General features: G+C 53.4%; 14 protein-coding genes. 7 read left to right on the top strand and 7 right to left on the bottom strand.

Translation table 11 applies throughout. The annotated features are described in order from the left end of the window. Window positions 1–13 precede the first annotated feature (13 nt). On the top strand, window positions 14–1,570 hold the full coding sequence (locus AC4ICF_RS04515; RefSeq protein ID WP_316380302.1) for a hypothetical protein: 1,557 nt from the start codon (window positions 14–16) through the stop codon (window positions 1,568–1,570). A 2-nt stretch (window positions 1,571–1,572) separates the two neighbouring features. On the opposite strand, the gene AC4ICF_RS04510 is transcribed toward AC4ICF_RS04515, so the two are convergent. Beyond that, entirely contained in the window at window positions 1,573–2,154 is a 582-nt protein-coding gene (locus AC4ICF_RS04510; RefSeq protein WP_316380301.1) for a hypothetical protein, read from the bottom strand. A gap of 347 nt (window positions 2,155–2,501) precedes the next feature. Here AC4ICF_RS04510 and AC4ICF_RS04505 point away from each other — a divergent pair, with 347 nt between their 5' ends. Together AC4ICF_RS04505 and AC4ICF_RS04500 are read left to right on the top strand one after the other, a co-directional pair. Next, entirely contained in the window at window positions 2,502–2,873 is a 372-nt protein-coding gene (locus AC4ICF_RS04505) for a hypothetical protein (RefSeq protein ID WP_316380300.1), read from the top strand. A gap of 60 nt (window positions 2,874–2,933) precedes the next feature. Continuing rightward, complete coding sequence (locus AC4ICF_RS04500) at window positions 2,934–3,128, top strand: hypothetical protein (protein ID WP_316380299.1); 195 nt, start codon at window positions 2,934–2,936, stop codon at window positions 3,126–3,128. 22 nt (window positions 3,129–3,150) lie between these two features. On the opposite strand, the gene AC4ICF_RS04495 is transcribed toward AC4ICF_RS04500, so the two are convergent. Both AC4ICF_RS04495 and AC4ICF_RS04490 read right to left on the bottom strand, forming a co-directional pair. Then, a complete protein-coding gene (locus tag AC4ICF_RS04495) occupies window positions 3,151–3,411 on the bottom strand; it encodes a hypothetical protein (RefSeq protein WP_316380298.1) in 261 nt (86 codons plus the stop codon). 102 nt (window positions 3,412–3,513) lie between these two features. After that, window positions 3,514–10,218 carry an inverse autotransporter beta domain-containing protein gene (locus tag AC4ICF_RS04490; RefSeq protein WP_439209923.1) on the bottom strand — a complete coding sequence of 2,235 codons (6,705 nt, stop codon included), beginning with the start codon at window positions 10,216–10,218 and terminating at the stop codon, window positions 3,514–3,516. A gap of 502 nt (window positions 10,219–10,720) precedes the next feature. Here AC4ICF_RS04490 and AC4ICF_RS04485 point away from each other — a divergent pair. From AC4ICF_RS04485 to AC4ICF_RS04475, 3 genes are all read left to right on the top strand, one after another. Beyond that, window positions 10,721–12,679 (top strand): S8 family serine peptidase, encoded by a 1,959-nt coding sequence (locus AC4ICF_RS04485; RefSeq protein WP_316380296.1) that lies wholly within the window; start codon window positions 10,721–10,723, stop codon window positions 12,677–12,679. Between the two features lie 374 nt (window positions 12,680–13,053). Continuing rightward, complete coding sequence (locus tag AC4ICF_RS04480; protein ID WP_302221107.1) at window positions 13,054–13,491, top strand: hypothetical protein; 438 nt, start codon at window positions 13,054–13,056, stop codon at window positions 13,489–13,491. Between the two features lie 16 nt (window positions 13,492–13,507). Then, on the top strand, window positions 13,508–15,274 hold the full coding sequence (locus tag AC4ICF_RS04475; protein ID WP_316380295.1) for a lytic polysaccharide monooxygenase: 1,767 nt from the start codon (window positions 13,508–13,510) through the stop codon (window positions 15,272–15,274). Window positions 15,275–15,390: 116 nt separating this feature from the next. Here the strand turns inward: AC4ICF_RS04475 and AC4ICF_RS04470 are convergent, their stop codons facing one another. Further along, a complete protein-coding gene (locus AC4ICF_RS04470) occupies window positions 15,391–16,140 on the bottom strand; it encodes a prepilin peptidase (RefSeq protein WP_316380294.1) in 750 nt (249 codons plus the stop codon). A 45-nt stretch (window positions 16,141–16,185) separates the two neighbouring features. Continuing rightward, window positions 16,186–16,404 carry an ANR family transcriptional regulator gene (locus AC4ICF_RS04465; protein ID WP_116344043.1) on the bottom strand — a complete coding sequence of 73 codons (219 nt, stop codon included), beginning with the start codon at window positions 16,402–16,404 and terminating at the stop codon, window positions 16,186–16,188. A gap of 230 nt (window positions 16,405–16,634) precedes the next feature. On the opposite strand from AC4ICF_RS04465, the gene AC4ICF_RS04460 reads away from it, so the two are divergent. Next, window positions 16,635–17,768 (top strand): hypothetical protein, encoded by a 1,134-nt coding sequence (locus AC4ICF_RS04460; RefSeq protein WP_316380293.1) that lies wholly within the window; start codon window positions 16,635–16,637, stop codon window positions 17,766–17,768. Here the strand turns inward: AC4ICF_RS04460 and AC4ICF_RS04455 are convergent. Further along, on the bottom strand, window positions 17,731–18,258 hold the full coding sequence (locus AC4ICF_RS04455; protein WP_028015621.1) for a cytochrome b: 528 nt from the start codon (window positions 18,256–18,258) through the stop codon (window positions 17,731–17,733). The genes AC4ICF_RS04460 and AC4ICF_RS04455 overlap by 38 nt on opposite strands. A gap of 63 nt (window positions 18,259–18,321) precedes the next feature. After that, complete coding sequence (locus AC4ICF_RS04450; protein ID WP_316380292.1) at window positions 18,322–19,923, bottom strand: glycosyl hydrolase family 18 protein; 1,602 nt, start codon at window positions 19,921–19,923, stop codon at window positions 18,322–18,324. Window positions 19,924–19,937 lie beyond the last annotated feature (14 nt).

Raw genomic sequence — 19,937 nt, 5'->3', positions numbered from 1 at the left:
GGAGAGTGCGTATATGCCAAAAAAACGACTGGCTTACCTTCTTATTTCACTGGCCGTGGGATCTCTAAGCATCCTTCCTGTATTTGCAGGCGAGCAGGCAATAACGGTAAATAATCATGCAACGAATACCCCACTGGAGGCCGCTGATAATTATCTTAATCAAAATAAAACGCAAGAGACGGTTGTTATAGAAGATGCGGCGCTGCTTGATGTCCATATCTCGTATGCTAACCTGCCCGCCGATGCGATAGTGGAAATTGCAGGTAAAAATAACAACGAAGTTTACCGTTATGCGGCTGAGAAAATTCTGAGCGGCTCAGATGAGCACCATGTCAGTTTCGATGCATTATCCATCTTTGGTGATAGCGTAACGGTAAGGTTGTTAGCTGCCGATGGTTCTGCACTTCCCTCTTCCCGACAGGCCGAAATTGCCTTCCAGGTCAGGGGCGAGCCAGCGCTTCAGGATATGTCATTGTTTAATATCATTCCGGGTGACAAAAACCCGCTCCCGCACTCCTGCTTTAAAGACTCACCTTTTATCTATAACTATACAAAACCCGTCGCGGTGATCCGCGACACCTATGACCGAGAAAAACCGCATTACAATACCGGATGGCGCATCGGCGAAAAAGGGGTTGATGGTGACCTGCTGGTATTGAGCAGTTTCCCGTTAAAAGAAGATAAAAAGGTAAGAACTACAGAGGTCTGGTTTGTTCAGGAGGTTGAGGTCAATCCAAATGATTGCACCAGTTATCAGATAAAGAAAACGGCCAAAGTGAAAGCGTTTGGCAAGTCATCCAGCAGAGATGGTAAATATCGTTTATTGTCGTTAGATTTTGCGGGCGATAAAGCGCAGGAAGATTTTGTCAAATCACTGGGTTATTTAGGAATTGATCCAAGAGATGAGACGAAGGCTAACGACATTGCCACCCAAAAAACCGAATTTTATCTGCCGCAGGCGCAGTTTAAAAAAGATAATGCGCGTTTGTATGCTGCAGTGAATAAGTCAGATAGCACCCACTGTGCTATTGAGCTATACGACCGCGAAGCGGGTCAGTTCCGGCATCGTTGTAGCACATACAACAACGATATGGGTAATAAGAACAACCCTATGAAGCCGGGCGTAGGTGCGCCGTTGATCGATAACTACACGCAACGCGTTCTGGCACTCAGTACCAGCGGTGAGCTGGTGAATGGTTATAACCAGGCAATGCCGATTGCCCGGATCTGGCCGCAGATTAAAGCATTCTTTCCTGACGGCGCGATTCCCGATACGTCTTTTATCATTAAAGACCAGGTGGCTGCCGCCCAGAAATCATTGAAAGGTTATGCGAGCGTCAATGTGGCGCAGGTCATTCCGGATCCGGGCTCCATACCCGATGTTTCTCAGTTTGCCTGCAAATGGTGGCTACCCGCAGGGGTTAAAGCATCCGAACCCAACCCGGAGAGCAGTACAATGTTACTCTATGAAAAAACTGGCGCTGTTACCGACCCGCTAATGGCCTGGTGTGATATCAAAGGTGGGGAGCAAAAATATCGACCACAATGGGTGATGACCGCCATTCCATAAGACTATGACGCGTCAGGCAACACGCTTTTGAGATGTTGCCTGACGGCTTTGTTAGCTTTTTGAATACGATCGTTTTTTATCTGAATCTCGTTACTCTCAAGGGCGCAGAGCGCATTTTGCTCCCCACCCTGAAGACGATAAAGCTGGTTTTCTGTTAAGGAGTCCAGCGAGGGACAGATGACCTCTTTTTGTGAACCCGGCTCAGCCAGCGCGTAGCTAAACTTCACTTTCAGGTTATCACCGTGGCGAACGCCCTGTTTTTTCCATGTGCCACTGTCCCCGGTAAACATTCGGATCCCGTTGGGGATGATCGAGCTGCCGGCAGCAAAAAAATCGCTCCCGTTAACAGAAAAATAGGGTCGCAGATTTAAAGATGAATCATTAATAATGGTGACCACGGGAGAGTTAACGAAACGGTAATTCTTTTTCTTATAACTACACTTTTTACCGTTTGCCTGTAAGTTGACGCCGTTTTCTTCGTTACCAAACCAGACATGGGTAATAAAATCACTATTGTTACCCTCTTCATAGATAGCATTATAAATCCTGATTTTCAGATGGTCAGGATTTTCAATGTTGATCATACGCGCGTAATCACTGGCACATACTGATGCTGTGAAAAAATGCTAAGCATTGCTAATGCTAAGACTTTCTTTGTCATGAAAAAATCATCTTTGAAAAAAATAAAAATTACAACTTTGCACAACACTGACCATATCTTAATGTGCCAGGCAGTAGAACATGGCTCTGAATAATATCAGCGGTTATTTATTGTTAGCTCATAGACAAAGAGAGGATTCTTAATAATCACAATACCAATCCCATCTTATTTTATTCTGAGTAATGAATATAATGCCTTGCCAGCCTTTAGTCTGGAATAGTAGCCTTGAAAGCCATCTCATATTTTGTACCATGATGAGCGAGACAAAAGATGGATTATTCAGTTAAACAGCCTCCTGAAAAAATTCGGGTTTGCGTGCGAACAAACTCTTTTTTATTTGAAAAAGGGCTTGCGGAAATTGCACGCTATTACTTTATCGCCAGAGATAAAATACTTTGCATTATTGATGCTGACACGTTTGGCACGAAGGTGCATCTGGTGAAGTATCTGGAGTTCATCAGAAGAATTAAACCCGACATGCTTGTTTTGATTACAGGTCATCACCCCCGAAGCGAACAGCATGCATGGTATGTAAGAGCAAATGAATCCCTTTCGGGCTGGTGTGAAACCATCGACGCCATGAACTTTATGCGACCCAATCTCGACAGCATTATCGATTTTTACAGAAGGCAACATGACTGAAACGCTTTTGCAAACGGAGGACTAAACGTGAAGTTAAGTTTTTGTATCAGGACGAATATTATGGCGAAGATGGCCGATGTCACTGAAGCTGAATTAGTTTATGCGCTGATGACGACAGGTGAGCTATTCGGCGTGAAAATACCGGCACCGTTACCCGGCAGGCATAACGCAAAGACGCGTCGTTTTGATTACAAAGAAGCGTTGGATTTTGCTGAAGAAGTGAAAATTGCCCGAAGCAGTAATAATCAGCTTTGAAAGCGAATTAAAAGCCATGCCTTTAACCGTTAGATGTATCAAGCCACTCATAATATTGACAACAGCATTGCCCGCAGGGCTGAGCGTTTTCCTTCAACATTGAAAGTGCCAGATAAATCACCTCAGCATACAGGCAATCATCAATACGCCTGGCATACTCAAGTTTTTTACTCAGGTAATGACTGAGCGAAACATGATCAATATTAATACCCTGCAAGGATAAATGCGTGGCTGCATCACCGATGAGTAGTGATGCTTGCTTTTCAGGATAAACATTATTCATGAATTTTATCCCTGTGCTCCGTAAACAAATATTCGACAGGTAGGATTCAGGGGGGCTTATGCCCCCCTGTTTACAAAAGTACCTCAGAAAGAATTAACCTACTTACCAATCACAGGTACTTGATCCCGTGTTTTTAAACGTTTTTGATTCCGTCTTACCTCTGATACCGTCTTTATTTACTGGCGTCACATACAGTGTGACCTCACCCCAATAGCCTAAAGTAACGCCTTGTACGTTGGAAACGACGGTGCTTCCCCATTTCCACTGAAATATAGTGTTGCCTTCAGATGCTCCGCCATTAGCATTATAAGTGTAGGTTGCCGTTATTCTGTTACAGGCCCCGGTTTTGCCGCTGTATCCCAAATTTGTAACGAAAGGCACGGGCTTAGATCTTATGGTAACAGCATTACTAAAGACCTCATTGCCGGGCTCAGGTTGCCCTGAACCTTTAGGCTTTACGGCTACCCGCACGTCATAGCCCGCATAGCTGTCCGGCAGCGTAAACGTTTTTGCCGTGCCGCCTGCAACATTTCTCCACGTCTGACCATCCCTCCACTGCCACTGCCTGGTGGAGGCATCCGAACCCGATCCGTTTGCCGTGAAGGTATATTCCGCGCTCAGCGTCTGCCCCACCTCCGGCGTGCCGGAGATCCTCAGCCCCACCACAGACGGCACGCCATATACCGCTACCGCCGGGCTATTCTGTACCGTTCCGGGCAGCAACGGCTGGCCAGCGCCCTTCGGCGTTACGACGACCCGCACGCTGTAACCCGCATAGCTGTCCGGCAGCGTGAACGTGCTTGCCGTGCCGCCTGCGGCGTTCTTCCATGTTGCCCCGTCCTGCCACTGCCACTGGAAGCCGGAGGCGTCCGTACCGGCCCCGTTTTCCTTGAAGGTGTATTCCGCCCTCAGGGTCTGCCCCACCTTCGGCGTGCCGGAAATACGTAGCCCCGTCACTACTGGCGCACCATAGGCTGCCATCGGCGGACTTTCCTGTGCCACACCGGTCAGCAACGGGTGACTGCTTCCCTTCGGCGTTACCACCACGCGCACGCTATAGCCCGCATAGCTGTCCGGCAGCGTGAACGTACTTGCCGTGCCGCCTGCGGCATTTTTCCATGCAGCACCGTCCTGCCATTGCCACTGGAAGGTGGACGCATCCGTCCCGGCCCCATTTGCCTTGAAGGTGTATTCTGCCCTCAGGGTCTGCCCCACCTTCGGCGTCCCGGAGATGTGCAGATCAGTTACCGAAGGCGCACCATAAACGTCTACCGCCGGGCTGTTCTGCACCGCGCCGGGCAGCGACGGCTGAGTACTGCCTCCCGGTACTACCGTCACTTTAATGCTGTGCCCAGCATCCCCGGCCTGAAGGGTATATTCCCGATCCGTTGCCCCCTCAATCGGCATCCAGCTGGTTTTCTCGTATCTCCCCCAGATGTAGGTAGACGCATCTGCACCGGTACCGTTCGCCGTAAAGGTGTAATCCGCTCTCAGGGTCTGCCCCACCTCCGGCGTACCGGAAATACTCAGGTTCGTCACCGTCGGCGCGCCATACGCATCTACCGTCGGGCTATGTTGTGTCTCGCCCTGCAGCTGTGGCTGACTGCTGCCCTGCGGTATTACCGTCACTTTAATGCTGTAACCTGCATCTCCGGCCCGCAGAGTATATTCCCGGCCGGTTGCCCCCTCGATCGGCATCCAGCTGGTTTTCTCGTACCTCCCCCAGATATAGGTAGAGTTATCCGTACCGCTTCCGTTTGCCGTATAGGTGTATTCAGCCCTGAGGACCTTACCCACCTCCGGCGCGCCGGAAATCCTCAGATTCGTCACCGAAGGCGCCCCAAAAGCGTTCACCTCCGGGCTGCTCTGTACCGTCCCGGTCAGCATCGGCTGGCTGCTGCCCTTCGGTATTACCGTCACTTTAATGCTGTAACCCGCATCTCCGGCCCGGAGGGTATATTCCCGACCCGTTGCCCCCTCGATCGGCATCCAGCTGGTTTTCTCGTACCTCGCCCAGATATAAGTTGAGGCATCTGTACCGGTTCCGTTCGCCGTGAAGGTGTATTCTGCCCTTAAGGCCTGACCCACCTCCGGCGTGCCGGAAATCCTCAGATTCGTCACCGAAGGCGCCCCAAAAGCGTTCACCTCCGGGCTGCTCTGAACCGTCCCGGTCAGCGTCGGCTGGCTGCTGCCCTTCGGTATTACCGTCACTTTAATGCTGTAACCCGCATCTTCGGCCCGGAGGGTATATTCCCGATCGGTGGCCCCCTCGATTGGCATCCAGCTGGTTTTCTCGTACCTCGCCCAGATATAGGTTGAGGCATCCGCACCGGTTCCGTTCGCTATGAAGGTGTATTCTGCCCTTAAGGCCTGACCCACCTCCGGCGTGCCCGAGAGACGCAGATCTGTCACCGAGGGCGCGCCATAAACATCCTGTGCGGAGCTATGCTGGACCGCGCCGGTCAGCGTCGGCTGGCTGCTGCCCTTCGGTATTACCGTCACTTTAATGCTGTAACCCGCATCTTCGGCCCGGAGGGTATATTCCCGACCCGTTGCCCCCTCAATCGGCATCCAGCTGGTTTTCTCGTACCTCGCCCAGATATAGGTTGAGGCATCCGCACCGGTTCCGTTCGCCATAAAGGTATAATCCGCTCTCAGGTTCTGCCCCACCTCCGGCGTGCCGGAGATACGCAGGCCCTCCACCGCTGGGGCGCCGTACGCCGCCACCGCCTGGCTCTCCTGTACCGTCCCGGTCAGCGACGGGTGACTGCTGCCCTTCGGCGTCACCACCACCCGCACGCTGTAACCCGCATAGCTGTCCGGTAGCGTGAAGGTTTTTGCCGTTCCGTCTTCAGCATTTTTCCATGCTTCACCCTCCTTCCACTGCCACTGCCAGGTGGAGGCATCCGTACCGGCCCCGTTTGCCGTGAAGGTGTATTCCGCCCTCAGGGTCTGCCCCACCTCCGGTGTGCCGGAGATATGCAGGTCTGTCACCCACGGTGTGCCATAAACCTCAACGTCGGACTCACCTTTTTTCCCGTTAACCGTGGCGCTCACGGTGACGGTTCCACCGGTCCTTTTCGTGGTGACGGTCATCGTTCCCGCGCCTTCCGCGCCGGTAGCAGCGCTGGCCTCTCCCCGGCTTACCAGCTCCGGTTTGTCGATATCCCAGACAATCGCCTCGCCGACTACCGCACGGCCAAAGCGGTCCTTCGCCGTGGCGGTGTAGGTAATGGTGTTCAGCCCGTTCGCCTCTACGCTGTCCGCGCTGGCGCTCACCGTCACGGTCGATGCCTTCCCGACCACCGGCTCCGTTTTCGACGACGCCTTATACCCCTCATTTTTGTCCGCGTTGGTGGCGGTTACCGCCACAAAGAGGGTTGCCCCCGCGTCCTGCTCCGTCAGGTGATAACTGCCCGACGTGGCACCGTCGATCGCGCCACCGTCACGATGCCACTGGTAGCTCAGCGTCACCTCGCCGCCGCCGTTTTGCTCCACGTCCACCTTTTCCACGCTTACCGTGTCGCCGACCTTCAGCCCGGCGGTTTTGTTCAGGGTGATGCTTTTAATTGTTGGAATCCCTTTCAGCACCGCGCCGGACTCGCCTTTTTTACCATTGACCGTGGCGCTCACCGTGACGGTTCCGCCGGTCTTTTTCGTGGTTACGGTCATCGTTCCCGTGCCTTCCGGATCGGTAACAGCGCTGGCCTCTCCCCGGCTCACCAGCTCCGGCTTGTCGATATCCCAGGTAATCGCCTCGCCCACGACCGCACGGCCGAAGGTGTCCTTCGCCGTGGCGGTGTAGGTAATGGTGTTAAGCCCGTTCGCGTCCACGCTGTCCGCGCTGGCGCTCACCGTCACGGTCGATGCCTTCCCGACCACCGGCTCCGTGTTCGACGACGCCTTATACCCTTCATTTTTGGCCGCGTTGGTGGCAGTTACCGCCACAAAGAGGGTCGCCCCCGTGTCCTGCTCCGTCAGGCGATAACTGCCCGACGTGGCGGCATCGATCGCGCCACCGTCACGATGCCACTGGTAGCTCAGCGTCACCTCGCCACCGCCGTTCTGCTCCACGTCCACCTTTTCCACGCTTACCGTGTCGCCGACCTTCAGCCCGGCGGTTTTATTCAGCGTGATGCTGCGGATAATCGGGTAACCGTTAAGCGTCAGCTGCGTCGTTTGTTTTTTGCCGTCGATGTCGACCTCAATTAGCGCATTGCCCCCCGCTGATGCGGTCGTAAACGTGGCCGTCGCTTTGCCGTCCGCATCCGTTTTTTCAATCGTTTTACTCAGCGCGCCATACTGCTGCGTGATGAGGGTCCACTTCACGGGAACCTCCGACACGCTATTGTTGTGCTCATCCAGCGCGATGGCGGTTAGAGTAGAGGTACTGCTGCCATTGGCATTCAGCGTATCTGGCGTGCCTTTCAGCTCGACATGATCCACCTTCCCGACATTCACATTGATAATCTTATGCTCATCACCGGCGTAGACTTTCACCTGCGATGGCGCTTTTTCAGGCACCACGACGGTTGCACTGACAATACCGCGCTCATCGCTGTCTCCGGTGGGCGCTTCCCGGAACTGGCTCCCTTCAATCCGCCAGGCGATAGCCTGTTTACGGCTGATAACCGCGTTATCAAACCGGTCATACAGTTGCGCGCTGACGGTTTGATCCGCGCTGCCAGCAACCGCGTTTTCCGGGACTTCCAGCACCACTTTTGCCACCGGCCCCGGTTCAAGGCTTACGGGATCGGACGGGCTACTCACGGTATCCACCGTGGCATTCACCACCCACTTATCTGCTGTTTTTTGCGGCGCGGTGAGCGCGATGGATGCTCTTCCCTCGCTATCCGTTTTGCCGCTCAGGGTTTCACCGTTGCTGCTCCACGTAACGTTTTTTTCAACCGTCAGAGGCTTACCATCCTGATCGGTAACTTCAATAGTGAACGTATTTTCCGTGGCAACTTCTGCACGCCCGGGAGACGCCACGAAGCGGATGGCAAGCGGGTGGGCAAAATCGACAACCAGCGCCATCTTCTCCTGCTGAACACTGTTATCACTGGCTTTGCTCTGGATCCCGGCAGGCGGGATCAACGAGGCCGTGATTTCATCCTCGCCATCCGCCATGATGTTTTCTATTTTGACCAGCGCCTGACCGTGCTCATCGGTGCGTACGCTGTTTTGTGACAACGAGCCAAGCGAGTTCCTGCTCTGCCAGTACACCATCTGATCGGTCAGCGGAGAGCCCTGACCGTCTTTTACCTCGGCTAATAGCAGCAACGCACCGTGACTTTCTTCGAAGAACTTCACGCTGCCGTCACGACGGATCTCGCCCGGTGAAAGCAGATGATCGATACGCAGGGCGGTTATCGTTGCGCTACCGGAAACTTTCGCCGCCCCACTCTCCCCCGCGATCCCTTTTTTGTTGACCGGCGTGACTTCGAAGATCACGCTTCGGGCCATATCACGCGTTTGCACCTCATACGTGGCACTCCCTTCCTTCAGCGTCTCGCCTGAATCTGCGTCATACCAGCGCAGCCGGGTTTGCTCGGGATCTTCATCTTCCCCTTCATTGGATTTATAGAGGTAACTTCCCTCCAGGATCTTGCCGGGTGACATGTCCCCTTTAATGGCAACGCCTTCAACGGAAGGGGCAAAATCCCCCGGCGTTACGGTCAGGTGATAGCTGGCGGAACTTAGCACGTGCTCCGGATCGACAGGTGACGTTTCCGTCGCGGTGATGGTGACATCGCCCCGATGCGTTGGGTTCACCAGACCGCTGCCCGGCTCCACGGTCGCGATCGTCGTGTTGGAGGAGATGTAGCGAATGACGCCCCCCTGCCCACCTTTCACCACATGAAGCAGCGGCACGCCAGCCTGCGTGGTTTTTTCCGTAGGGGTGAAATAGAGGCGTCTGTCTTTTTCTTCCTGCTTATAGGCAAGAACGATGTTGTTATTACGGGTAACGAACTCTGTGCGGGACTGCATCAGCGATGGTAAAGCCGCCGCATTTTCACTTGCCAGCATTTCGGAGAGTTTGCGGCCAAACTCCCAGTGGAAATTCAGCCCCACAGAGAAGTTATCCCGCTGCCCGCTAATCATGCTCTGCTCCGCGCTGACCCCTACCAGCGGCACAGGTTGCCACTTAAGCCCGAGGTTAAGCCCGTGAGGATTGCGGCTGGCCTCGCTGCGGCTGCCGTTAACGTCCACTTTGTCGCCATACCACTGGAACCAGCCCATTTTGAGCGCGACGTGCTGTGAAAGTGCCGTCTCAAGATTGAGATCCCAGCCGCGGGCGGCACGTTCATACAGTTCATAGCGGTCGGGATCGTCATTAAACATGCTGTCTTCAGAATGACGCCAGCCGCTCAGGGGCAGGTAGTAGTTCGCGGACGCACGAATCCCATCGCTCCACAGCTCGGCGCCCGCCCCCATTCGGTTATGGTGGCGCGTGACATCCTGATCGAAAAAGAGGTTTCCACCCGCCATCAAATGCGGGTTAATGGTATGTCGCCAGCCCAGGCCGACGTTAAGGATATCGCGCTCGTTCCAGCGGTGTGCACTCATCTGAGTGAACAGAATGTCGTGTTGCCAGATTTTAACCGGCCACAGATAGTCCAGCCCAAAATCGCGACTATCGCTCCCGCCAATACCGACATCTGCCGTAACGCGGGCTTTCCCGCCGGTATGGTTTAACCACGCTTCCACCTCCTGCGTTAATGCGGCATTTACCTCGCTGTTTGCCGCGCCGCGCAGGGCATCACCCGCGCCGTTTTGTTGGGCGCTTCCCCATATGCCGGCCATTTTATCCCGCAGGGGTTGATTGCTTTCGCTTTCAACGGTCGCACGGGTTTCAGTTTGCGCCCGCGCGACGGGAGGGACCGTAAGCAAAAAGATGGAAAATAAATAATGTAAGAGGATTACCCACACGGATAATTTTTGACGTAAAGAACAATATGAAACACCGGGCATTGTGACGCATCCCTTATTAATTAAACTCCCTGGTTAGTGATATTAAGTTCCAGATAATTCTTAAACTCCATACAGCACTCAGGAGATGTTCATGAGATTTTCCGTTCCTCATTAAATTCAATACTTATGCATTGATGATTAACAATTTTTTCAGCCCACCTCATAAATTCATCAGCCAAATTTCAGCCTTATATTTTCCGGAGCAGGAAATTCTCTACACGGGCCAGACATCTCGCAATTTCATCGCTGACCTTCTTCTTAAGGGGAATTTCCCCGCATGGCAGGATGGTTCCCGCAATACTCTGGATGGCATTTTATAAGGACGATCGTTGACATGAATAAAACTGGACTGGCCCTGCTAATTTGTGCACTACTGAGTGCCCCCTCTTTTGCGCAGAACTCCGTCACGCACGAGCAAGCCTGGGAAGGCACTTCGTATCTCTCCATTATCGTGAAATTAAAACCCGGGACGACGCTCAATAAGTCATCGCCCTTTTCATTACGCGACAGTACCCTGTCTGTGAGTCCGTTATTTACGACAAATAATTTGCGCAGCAGTGAATTAAGCGAGATGGATGCGCTTAATGAACGCTATGGCTTTAATCGTTACTTACGTATAGCGCTGCCAGCCAATAAGCAATATGACACGGCATATATCAATAACGTAATTAATGAACTGGCGACGCGACAAGATATTGAGCTGGCTTACCCGGAATCCATGCCGGTGTCGCTGGAGAAGGGTGTCAACATTCCCGACGTGCCGCCCTATTCCGGACTGAGCTATGCCCTGAATAGTCCCAACCGGACCACCGTCCCGGATTTTCGTGGACTGCAGGATTACACCAAATCACCAGATGAAAAACGGCCCGGCTATTACATGGGTGGCGTAAATCGCGACAGCGTGAGCCAATATTCAGGACACGATGGAAGCGGCATTTCGCTGGTCTCAATGGAAAACAATGCGTGGAATACCAGCCATGTGAATTTGCCGCCGATCGATTTCCATGAAGGTGATACGCGCTATACGCCGGGCGAAGATCACGACACCAGCTCCGTCGGGATTATGGCGGCGAAAGATATCAACGCGGGCATCAAAGGCCTGACGTGGAACGCCCGTATGGGGTACGTCAAATGGCAGGCCAATCACCTCTACAACATGATCCCCAGACTCCAGGCAGGAGATGTGGTGCAAATTGGCATGCAGACCGGCGGAGGGGATGTGACAGGCTGTACCTCCTCTTGCTATGTCCCCCAGGAAAACGCTCCAGCCTATTATGACGTGATTAAAGCGCTGACGGACAAAGGCGTGCACGTTATCGAGGCGGCAGGCAATGGCAATATCAACCTCGATCATGCTGGATTTAACGGAAAATTTGACGTTAAAAAACGGGATTCCGGTGCGATCATCGCGGGTGCATTCTGCGCTGACAATGGCAAAAAAGCCTCTTTCAGTACCTATGGTTCACGCGTGACCAGCGCCAGCTGGGGATGCTGGGATGTGGTTACTACGGGTTATGGCGGTTTGCATAGCATAAAAAACGCGGAATACACCTCAAGTTTCTCCGGCACCTCCTCCGCGAACCCGATTATCGCAGGCGTGGTCGCCAGCCTGTCAGCCATTGCAAAAGCTCATAATATCACCGTCACGCCTCAACAGATGCGTACCATCCTGCAGGAAACCGGTACATCTTTAGCGGCAGGCGATTCAGCGAAAGTGGGTACTCACCCAAACATGGCGAAAGCGGTGGCGAGGATTCTGGAACTTAAAGAGGAAGATCGGGATGAGGTAAAGGCGGTGCCGGGAGAAAGCTTTACCGTTACCGGCACGACCGATTCCTCACGGGCGTATCAGTTAGACGGCAGCGCCAGCAAGAATGCCGTCTCCTGGAAATGGACCATCGACAAAAACAGTACAGGTAAATTCTGGCTACAGGAGAAACAGGCCGGAGGCTGGGTACGTGAAGTTTCAGGCCCTGCCGCCCGGGCGCTTATACCCGCCAATACAGACGGGGAAGCGACCTACTGGTTAACCGTCACGGGCAAAGACGGAAGCGTGAGCGCTGAGAAGATCACCGTAACGGTGAAAAAACCGCAATTACCTGATATTCCTGACGACAACGCGGAAGCGTATAACTCACGCATAGCCTACCCGGTGAAATGTACCCGCGTATCGCATAACGGCAAAATCTGGCTGAATCAGTGGTATGTCAATGCCGGACAAGAAGAGCCGGGACGCGGCGGTGAGTGGGGGGCATGGCGAGCGTCGGATGCAGCCAATAATAGCTGCCCTTAAATACCTGTTTGGTTAACATAATTGTAAAGCCTGGATGTAAGCCAGGCTTTATTTTATTAACTCAACACGCAGGAAATTCGTAAAAAAGACATTTAAAAAAACGATATACGCTCATATTTGAATATAAAGAGTAAAGGATTGATATTGGCCATTTCAGCCCATATCGCTCTCCAGCCTCTTAACAGCATGACCGGCCGCTCTTCTCTGCCGAAACTCCCCGACTCTTAATGGCCCAGAGAAGTCTCTTATTCAAGCCAGTTGTCTCCTCCCGGTACTATTTGTCCCTGTTATCACACGGTAATAACGCCATTTTTTACCTGCTCTGCAGGTGAGATTTACCTTTCGTTATTGTTCAGTCATTAATAAGGGAACTTATGAAATTAACAGGATCTGCTTTTGTCCTTGCCTCATTACTGGCAGGGGCGGGCGTCAGCGTTTCAGCCAACGCCGCCACGACCTCGCCAGCGGCAAACTGCGAACAGGGTCACCAGAACTGCATGAAAGAACTTGGTTCACTGGAACGTGCCGTCAACGGTGCGAAAGTGAAGGTCGTTGAAGGGCAAACGATTCGCGCGCGCTTCTTTAACGACGGAACCGAACTGCCTGACCTGGAGACCCGCGTCACCATTCTTGCTGGCGAAGAGGCACACTGGTCCTACGCTCTTGCCCAGGCCATCAACCAGCAGCATCCCGATCTGCGTGCCGGTTTCCAGCACAGCAACGGCGAGATTACGCCCGATGAGTCTCAGCCGAATAAGGTGTATGCCAAAGGGAACAATCCCCTCACTCACGTAGAAGTGTCCTTCAATTAATTCAGGGAAGATTATTTTGAAACTACTCAAGATGAATAATATTACGTCGGCGTTAGCCGTGGCATTGATTGGCATGTATTCCACGAGCGCGCTGGCACATGGCTATGTTTTTGAACCAAAATCCCGTTCGGTGATTCATTTCCCGCCGATGAATGATAAAGGTGAACATAGTAACGTCTGGCCTGCTGACGCCGTGGAAGCGCCAAAGCTCCCGGCTGGCAACGATATGAGCCCAACCCCGATCGCTAACGAACAGCTGTTCCAGTTCCCGCAGGATGGAAAACTCGCAAGCGGTGGCTCAACGGCTACTCCTGCCTTCAGCAAGCTGGATGACGAAAAGCAGAATACCTATAACAACCCGATGTCTGCGGGCCCGCACCAGTTTAAATGGCATTTACCGGCTAAGCACCGTACCACCTATTTTACCTATTACATTACGAAGCCGGACTGGCACTCTATGCCGGGAGCGGATTCGCGCCTGACCAGAGCGATGTTTGAAGATAAACCTTTCTGCCACAAGGTTTATACCTACGCACCAGGCAACCCTTCTGCCGATATTTCGATCCCGACAGGCTTCGAAACCCACACCTGCGATGTACCGGAGCGTGAAGGTAAACAGAAAATTTATGCCGTCTGGCGCGTGCGTGATACCGATAACGCATTTTATCAGATGATCGACGTTGATTTCGGCGGTGAAGTCATTAGCAAACCGGTGGCCAACGTCACGCCATCCAGCCATAACCTGTCAACCAGCGCGCTGTCGCTGGACGGTAGCGCCTCTACAGGGAAAGAGCTGAAGTACAGCTGGGCCGTCACCAGCAATGCCGACAAGGTCATTCTGGAGAACAGCACCAGTGCTAAGGCCAGCATTCGCCTGAAGGCTAAACCTGAGAACGATTTTAGCGTCAACGTTAAGCTGACCGTCACCAACGCCAAAAACGAGAGTGATTCAAAAACCGTGACCCTGAATGCCAAAGCAGACGCGGGTAACACGGCACCGGAGGCGAAGGCAGGCAGTGACTTCACCGTGACCAGCAACAGTGATTCTCGTGGTTATGACCTCAACGGTTCCGCAAGCGTCAATGCTGAAAAATATCAATGGACTATCGTCTCTGGTCAGGACATTGGTGCGTTGCAGGTCGCTAACGGTGGCGAATGGGTTTCAACCGTCCACGCGGCAAAAGCCCGTGCGCTGATTAAGCCCGGCAAAATCGGTAAAGTGACCTATCGCCTGACGGTTACGGCCAAAAATGGCAAAACCAGCTCCGACGATATCACGGTGACCGTGAAGGAAGCGCAGCAGGCTTCTGATGTGCAGATCAATACGGGCAACAACCAGGACACCATCGTTGGCAGTGACGTTATTGCTGCCGCAGTCGTGTCCAAAAATAATGACTCGTTAAAGGTGGCAAAAATTGAATGGTCCGCACTGAATCACGCCGATAAGATTCAGATCTCGTCACCGAATAACTTCAGCACCAACCTCATGGGTAAACATCCGTATACCGACAATGTGGACGTGACGCTGCAGGTGAAAGTGACGGCGCCTGATACCGGTAAAGTCTCCACGGCAACGAAGGTGATTAAACTGCGCCCGGCGCAAACCGATGTAAAAGCCTGGGACCACAGCAAGACTTACAAGACACCTTGTGAAAAAGTGAGCTATGAAGGCAACATCTGGCTGAACAGCTGGGAAACCCGAGGCGTTAAGCCTGGCTCCGATGGCGAATGGGGCGTCTGGAAGAAAGAAGGTGCTGCCAACATGCCTAAAGAGTGCAAATAATACTGTAAGTTAACTCTGGCCGGGTCTTCACTGACCCGTGCCTCACATTATCATTCCCTGCCTACACTTTCGTTATCATTTTGCGCCGGAAATCGCCCCTTCCTTCCGGCGCTTTTTTATCGGTATAACACCACCCACCCTATCGCGGCGATAATCGGATACGGGCCGAAGGGAAACGGTTGACCGGGCTTGATCCGCAACAGAATCAGCGCCGTGACCAGCGCCAGCAGCGTAGAGGCAACAAAAACATCCAGCAGCGCCAGCGGGCCAAGCCACGCCCCGAGCGCCGCCAGCAGTTTCATATCCCCCATCCCCATACCTTCATGACCGCGCAACAAACGGAACAGTAAAGAGAGCGTCCAGGGCACACCAAAGCCCAGCAGAGCGGCGATTAATGCCTGCATTGGCTCAACCCGGCTATAGCCGCTGGCGGCAAACGCCAACGACAACGCCAGCAGCGGGAGCGTCAGACGATCGGGCAGGAGCATGGTGCGCAGGTCGATAAACAGCAGCGGCAGCAAAAACGTCACCGCCAGCACGTCGAACAGGCTTTGCGGCGTGACGCCCTGCTGCCAGATAATCACCCCGTACAGCAGCGCCATAAGCGCTTCAACCAGCGGATAGCGCCACGATATCGCCTGACCACAGCTGGCGCAGCGTCCACGCAACAGCAGCCAGCCAATCAGAGGTACATTGTGACGAAATTTAATGGGGTTTTTACAGCGGGGGCAATGGGAAGCAGGCCACGATAAAGAAAGTGCTTCACCGTGGAGAATCAAGGGGAGCCGATAAATAATGACGTTGCAAAAGCTGCCGATAACGGCACCCAGTAAAACACTAAAAACGAGTATTACACTCTCTACCATGGTTCAACACTCTGAGGAACATGCGATATCCGATAATAGCAGAGCCTACTCGTTATATTTAGGCATCCTGTTTGCACGCAAAGCACAAAATTCACCGCGCAGGTTTGCCCACTCGATATTCAGATGCACTTTTGCATATTGCGCCGCCTCTTTCCACAATAATGCCGCGATATGCCACTGCTTTCCCTGCTCATGCTCTGCCGCACGGGAAGAAAGTGAAAACCAAACGGTAGCAGGATCGTGTTTGTCGCTTTGCCAGTCCATTGTTAATTCCTTTTGAAAAAATCCCAGCGTATCAATAGCGACGATAAAATAATTGAGATTAAAATGATAAATACCTGATTAACGCTGAACGCCTCAGTGGGAGAACAACGCTGATTACCAATATCATCCGCTGGCTGGCCTTTTCAGGTCTCTATATCCTGCTGGCATTCCTGAGCTTTCACACGCGGGATAGCTGGAGCCTCTCCACCACGCTCTGGTTCCCGGCGCCGTTGCTCTTCGCCGCGTTATGGCTAACAGCCCCGCGCGAGTGGCCGCTGTGGCTGGCTACCGCTGGCCTGCTGCATGTGTTTGTTGGGGTCTGGATAGGCCGTCCGCTCGCACTGGCGTGCCTGTTCGCCCTTTTCGACGTTGCGATTTTTCCGCTTTGCGTCGCCGTCTTTCGTCTGAATGCGCAGCTGCCTGCGCTGCGTTTTGCGCGCAGGCCGATTATTGGTGAGCTGGTCTATCCCCTGCAGTTAATACTCAGCATTTTTTGCGGCAGCCTGCTGCTTAATCTGGCGCTGCTGCTGTCAGGGTATCCAATTGCGCCACTGCATTTTTTTTCCTGGGTGCTGGCTGCGTTAACCGGCATTCTCGCCATTCTGCCGCTGTTGCGGGAGAACAAGATGCCGTCGCGCCAGCACGTTAACGGGCGGGAAGCGCTGATCCTTGCCGCGAATACGCTTGCGCTGATTACGGGCTACTTTCTCCTGCCCCCGCTCTGGCAAGGGCTAAACCTGCTGCTGGTGCAAACAACGGTGGTTTTACTGAGCGTGTTTGCGCTCTCCGGACGCGGTGTCGGCGCTCTGCTGCTTATCCAGTACCTGATTGTGGTGTTGGCGACCCAGCAGCGGGAAGGGATTTTTTACACGCTAACGCCCGATCTCATACCGGCAATCTGGCAGGCGCAGTGGTATCTGGTATTTTCGGCGATTTTTGCCAACTGCTTATATCAGTATCGCCGCTGGATCCAACAGCAGCAGGCGCTCGCGACCAGCGCCAGTGCCATCATGATCCGCCTGTCGCAAACGGGTTCATGCGTCGTGTTTCGCCTTTCGATGCCGGAGGAGGAGATCCATTGGCAAGGCAGCACGGAAGCGCTCTTCCCGGATGAGGAAAAGACGCTAAGCACCCTGACGCTTCTGGACGCACACTGCGATACGTCGTTCCTGCCCGATTTTCGCGCCTGGTACTCAAGACAGGGTGAAAACAGCTTTGCCCGGGAAGTTGTCCTGCAAACGCTGCAGGGAAGGCAGATGCGCGGGATGGTGTTGTTTCAAAGGATCGATAACACCGCGCATCTGATGGGGGGAGTGAGCCTCTTTCTCACAGCATCCGCTGCAGGATCTCCCGCTGCCCGCTAAAGGTGTATTTCAACACCGCCGCGACATGCCCAAGCAGAATTACGCCCAGCAGAATGCAGCTATAGCGATGCACCTGGAAGAAAAACGCATTCACTTCGGCGATGGCAATCGGGCGGGAAACCGGCACCAGACCAAACAGGTTGTAATCTTTTTGCAGCATCAGAAAACCGCTAACCAGCACCACCATTATGGTCAGATAAAACAGCTCATGAATAAATACGACCAGCTGTTTTTTACGTCCGGCCACCGTGGCCGGATAGGGCACCGAAGGGCGGAAGAAGCGCCAGACGAAACGCACCATCATGATGGGCGTGGCGATGGTACCAAGCGACATATTCAGCACGGAAAAGAAGGTAAACCAGCGGGTTCCTTCCAGCGCGTGCAGAATATAGCCCATGCACATCGCGTAGATAATGACGGCTGCGACCACCCAGTGCAGAAGGCGAGAAAACCGATCGTAACGTTTGGCAATAACCAGAGAAGTTTGCATAGTCGTTGTCCTGTAAAACATAACAGCACGGCTCCCTGAATAAGCCATGCTGTTTAAAAAAGGTTATTCAGCTACCCACAAGTTGCGGGCCCGATCCGGCGCCCAATGGCTGGCACCTGTATGGCCAATCTGACAGCGGTAAACCTTGCCCTCATAGAGCACTTTATCCCCCACCGCATAGACGGTTCCCGGTGTGAACGCTGTGGCGTTGCCACCCTGACCGCCCTCTTCGCCAGTGCTTTCGTCACCTTCAGGCACGGTAACGTTCACCGCCTGGCTCGGGGCGGCGTAGTTATCGGCGGCGTCATAGGCGATAACCGTGTAGCGGTAGGTCACACCCGGCGTGGTTTGGCTGTCGGTAAAGTTGAGTTCACGGGTATCACCGATCTTTTCCAGACCGCGCCAGATGGCATACCCCGCCACGCCAGTATTATCCTTAGCCGGCAGCCAGCTGAGCGAAACATCCTGCCCCTTCAGCGTGGCCTGCACGCCCTGCACCTGTGTTGGCGCCTGAGTATCCGTTTCGTCGCCCCCATCCGGCAGACTGCCGTCAAGGATGCTCTGGTAGCGGTTCAGGAATTCATAGCCGTAATGTTGACCATTTTTAGTGTTGCCATTGTCCCAGTTCACTGACCAGGTCATGAGCCCTTTTACCGCTTCATTTTTCGCTTCCAGTCGCGAAAGTGCGTTAAAGACACTCTGCGCGTCTCGCACATAGCCGGTTCCTGCCGCATCCGGGTTGGCCGGAAGACCAATCACCAGCTTGTTCGCCGGGATCTTCACATACCCGCGCGTCCCGTTTGCCAGGCTGTCGGTCAGATAGTAAAGGAAAAGCTCTTTTTGACGGTCGCTATAGCCCTTCCCCCATTCCTGCGGCAGCCACCATTCACCGACTTCGTCCTTCTCCTCCTGCGTCATCATATTCACGCCGTCGCCCGCCTGGTTGTAATACTGTGGAGCGATAAAGTCATACACGCCCTCAAGATTTTGCAGGTAGGCTTTGTAGTTCACCCCGCGATCGGACTGAAGATAAGGGAACTCTGGCGCCATGCTGATGATGAAGTGTTTGCCCTGCTGCTGATAATGGTCGCGCACCATTTTCAGCGCCGCTGGGATCACCGTACTGTTGTCAGCCGCAGTAATGGCCGTCTGCTCCAGGTCGATATCAAGACCATCAAAACCATAGCGATCGGTCAGGCGAATAATCTCCGCCGCAAGCGCTTCAGTCTGGTCTTTGTTCAGTGCTATGTGCGCGTCAGCGCCGCCCAGTGAAATCAACACCGCGCGCCCCTGCTCGTTCAGCTCTGCAACCTGAGCGCGGAACTCCTCATCGCTCGCGTTGTAGGGTTTGAAGGTGGGGATATTCCCGCTCTGCCCATCCATGACTTTCATGAAGGAGACATTGACGACGTTGTAGCCTCTCGGCACTTCACGCAGCGACATATCAGAAGGTAAGCCTCCCTGATAGCCGCGCGCTTTGTCTATCTCTTCCGGGTTAATTCCCCAGTTGTGCCAATAACCGACGAGAATTTTTTTCTGACTGATATCCGGCATCTGTGAGGCGGCGTCGGTTACGGCCGCATGGCTAAACGTGCTGACCAGCATTCCGCTTAACGCCAGGCCTGCGGCAATAGCGCTCAGAGATATTTTATTTTTCTTTAACATGGGAGATATCCTGC

Source organism: Enterobacter sp. ECC_219_Taxon_10, assembly GCF_058354905.1.
The sequence above is the reverse complement of the archived record's forward strand: the minus strand, read 5'-3'. Positions and strand labels throughout refer to the sequence as shown.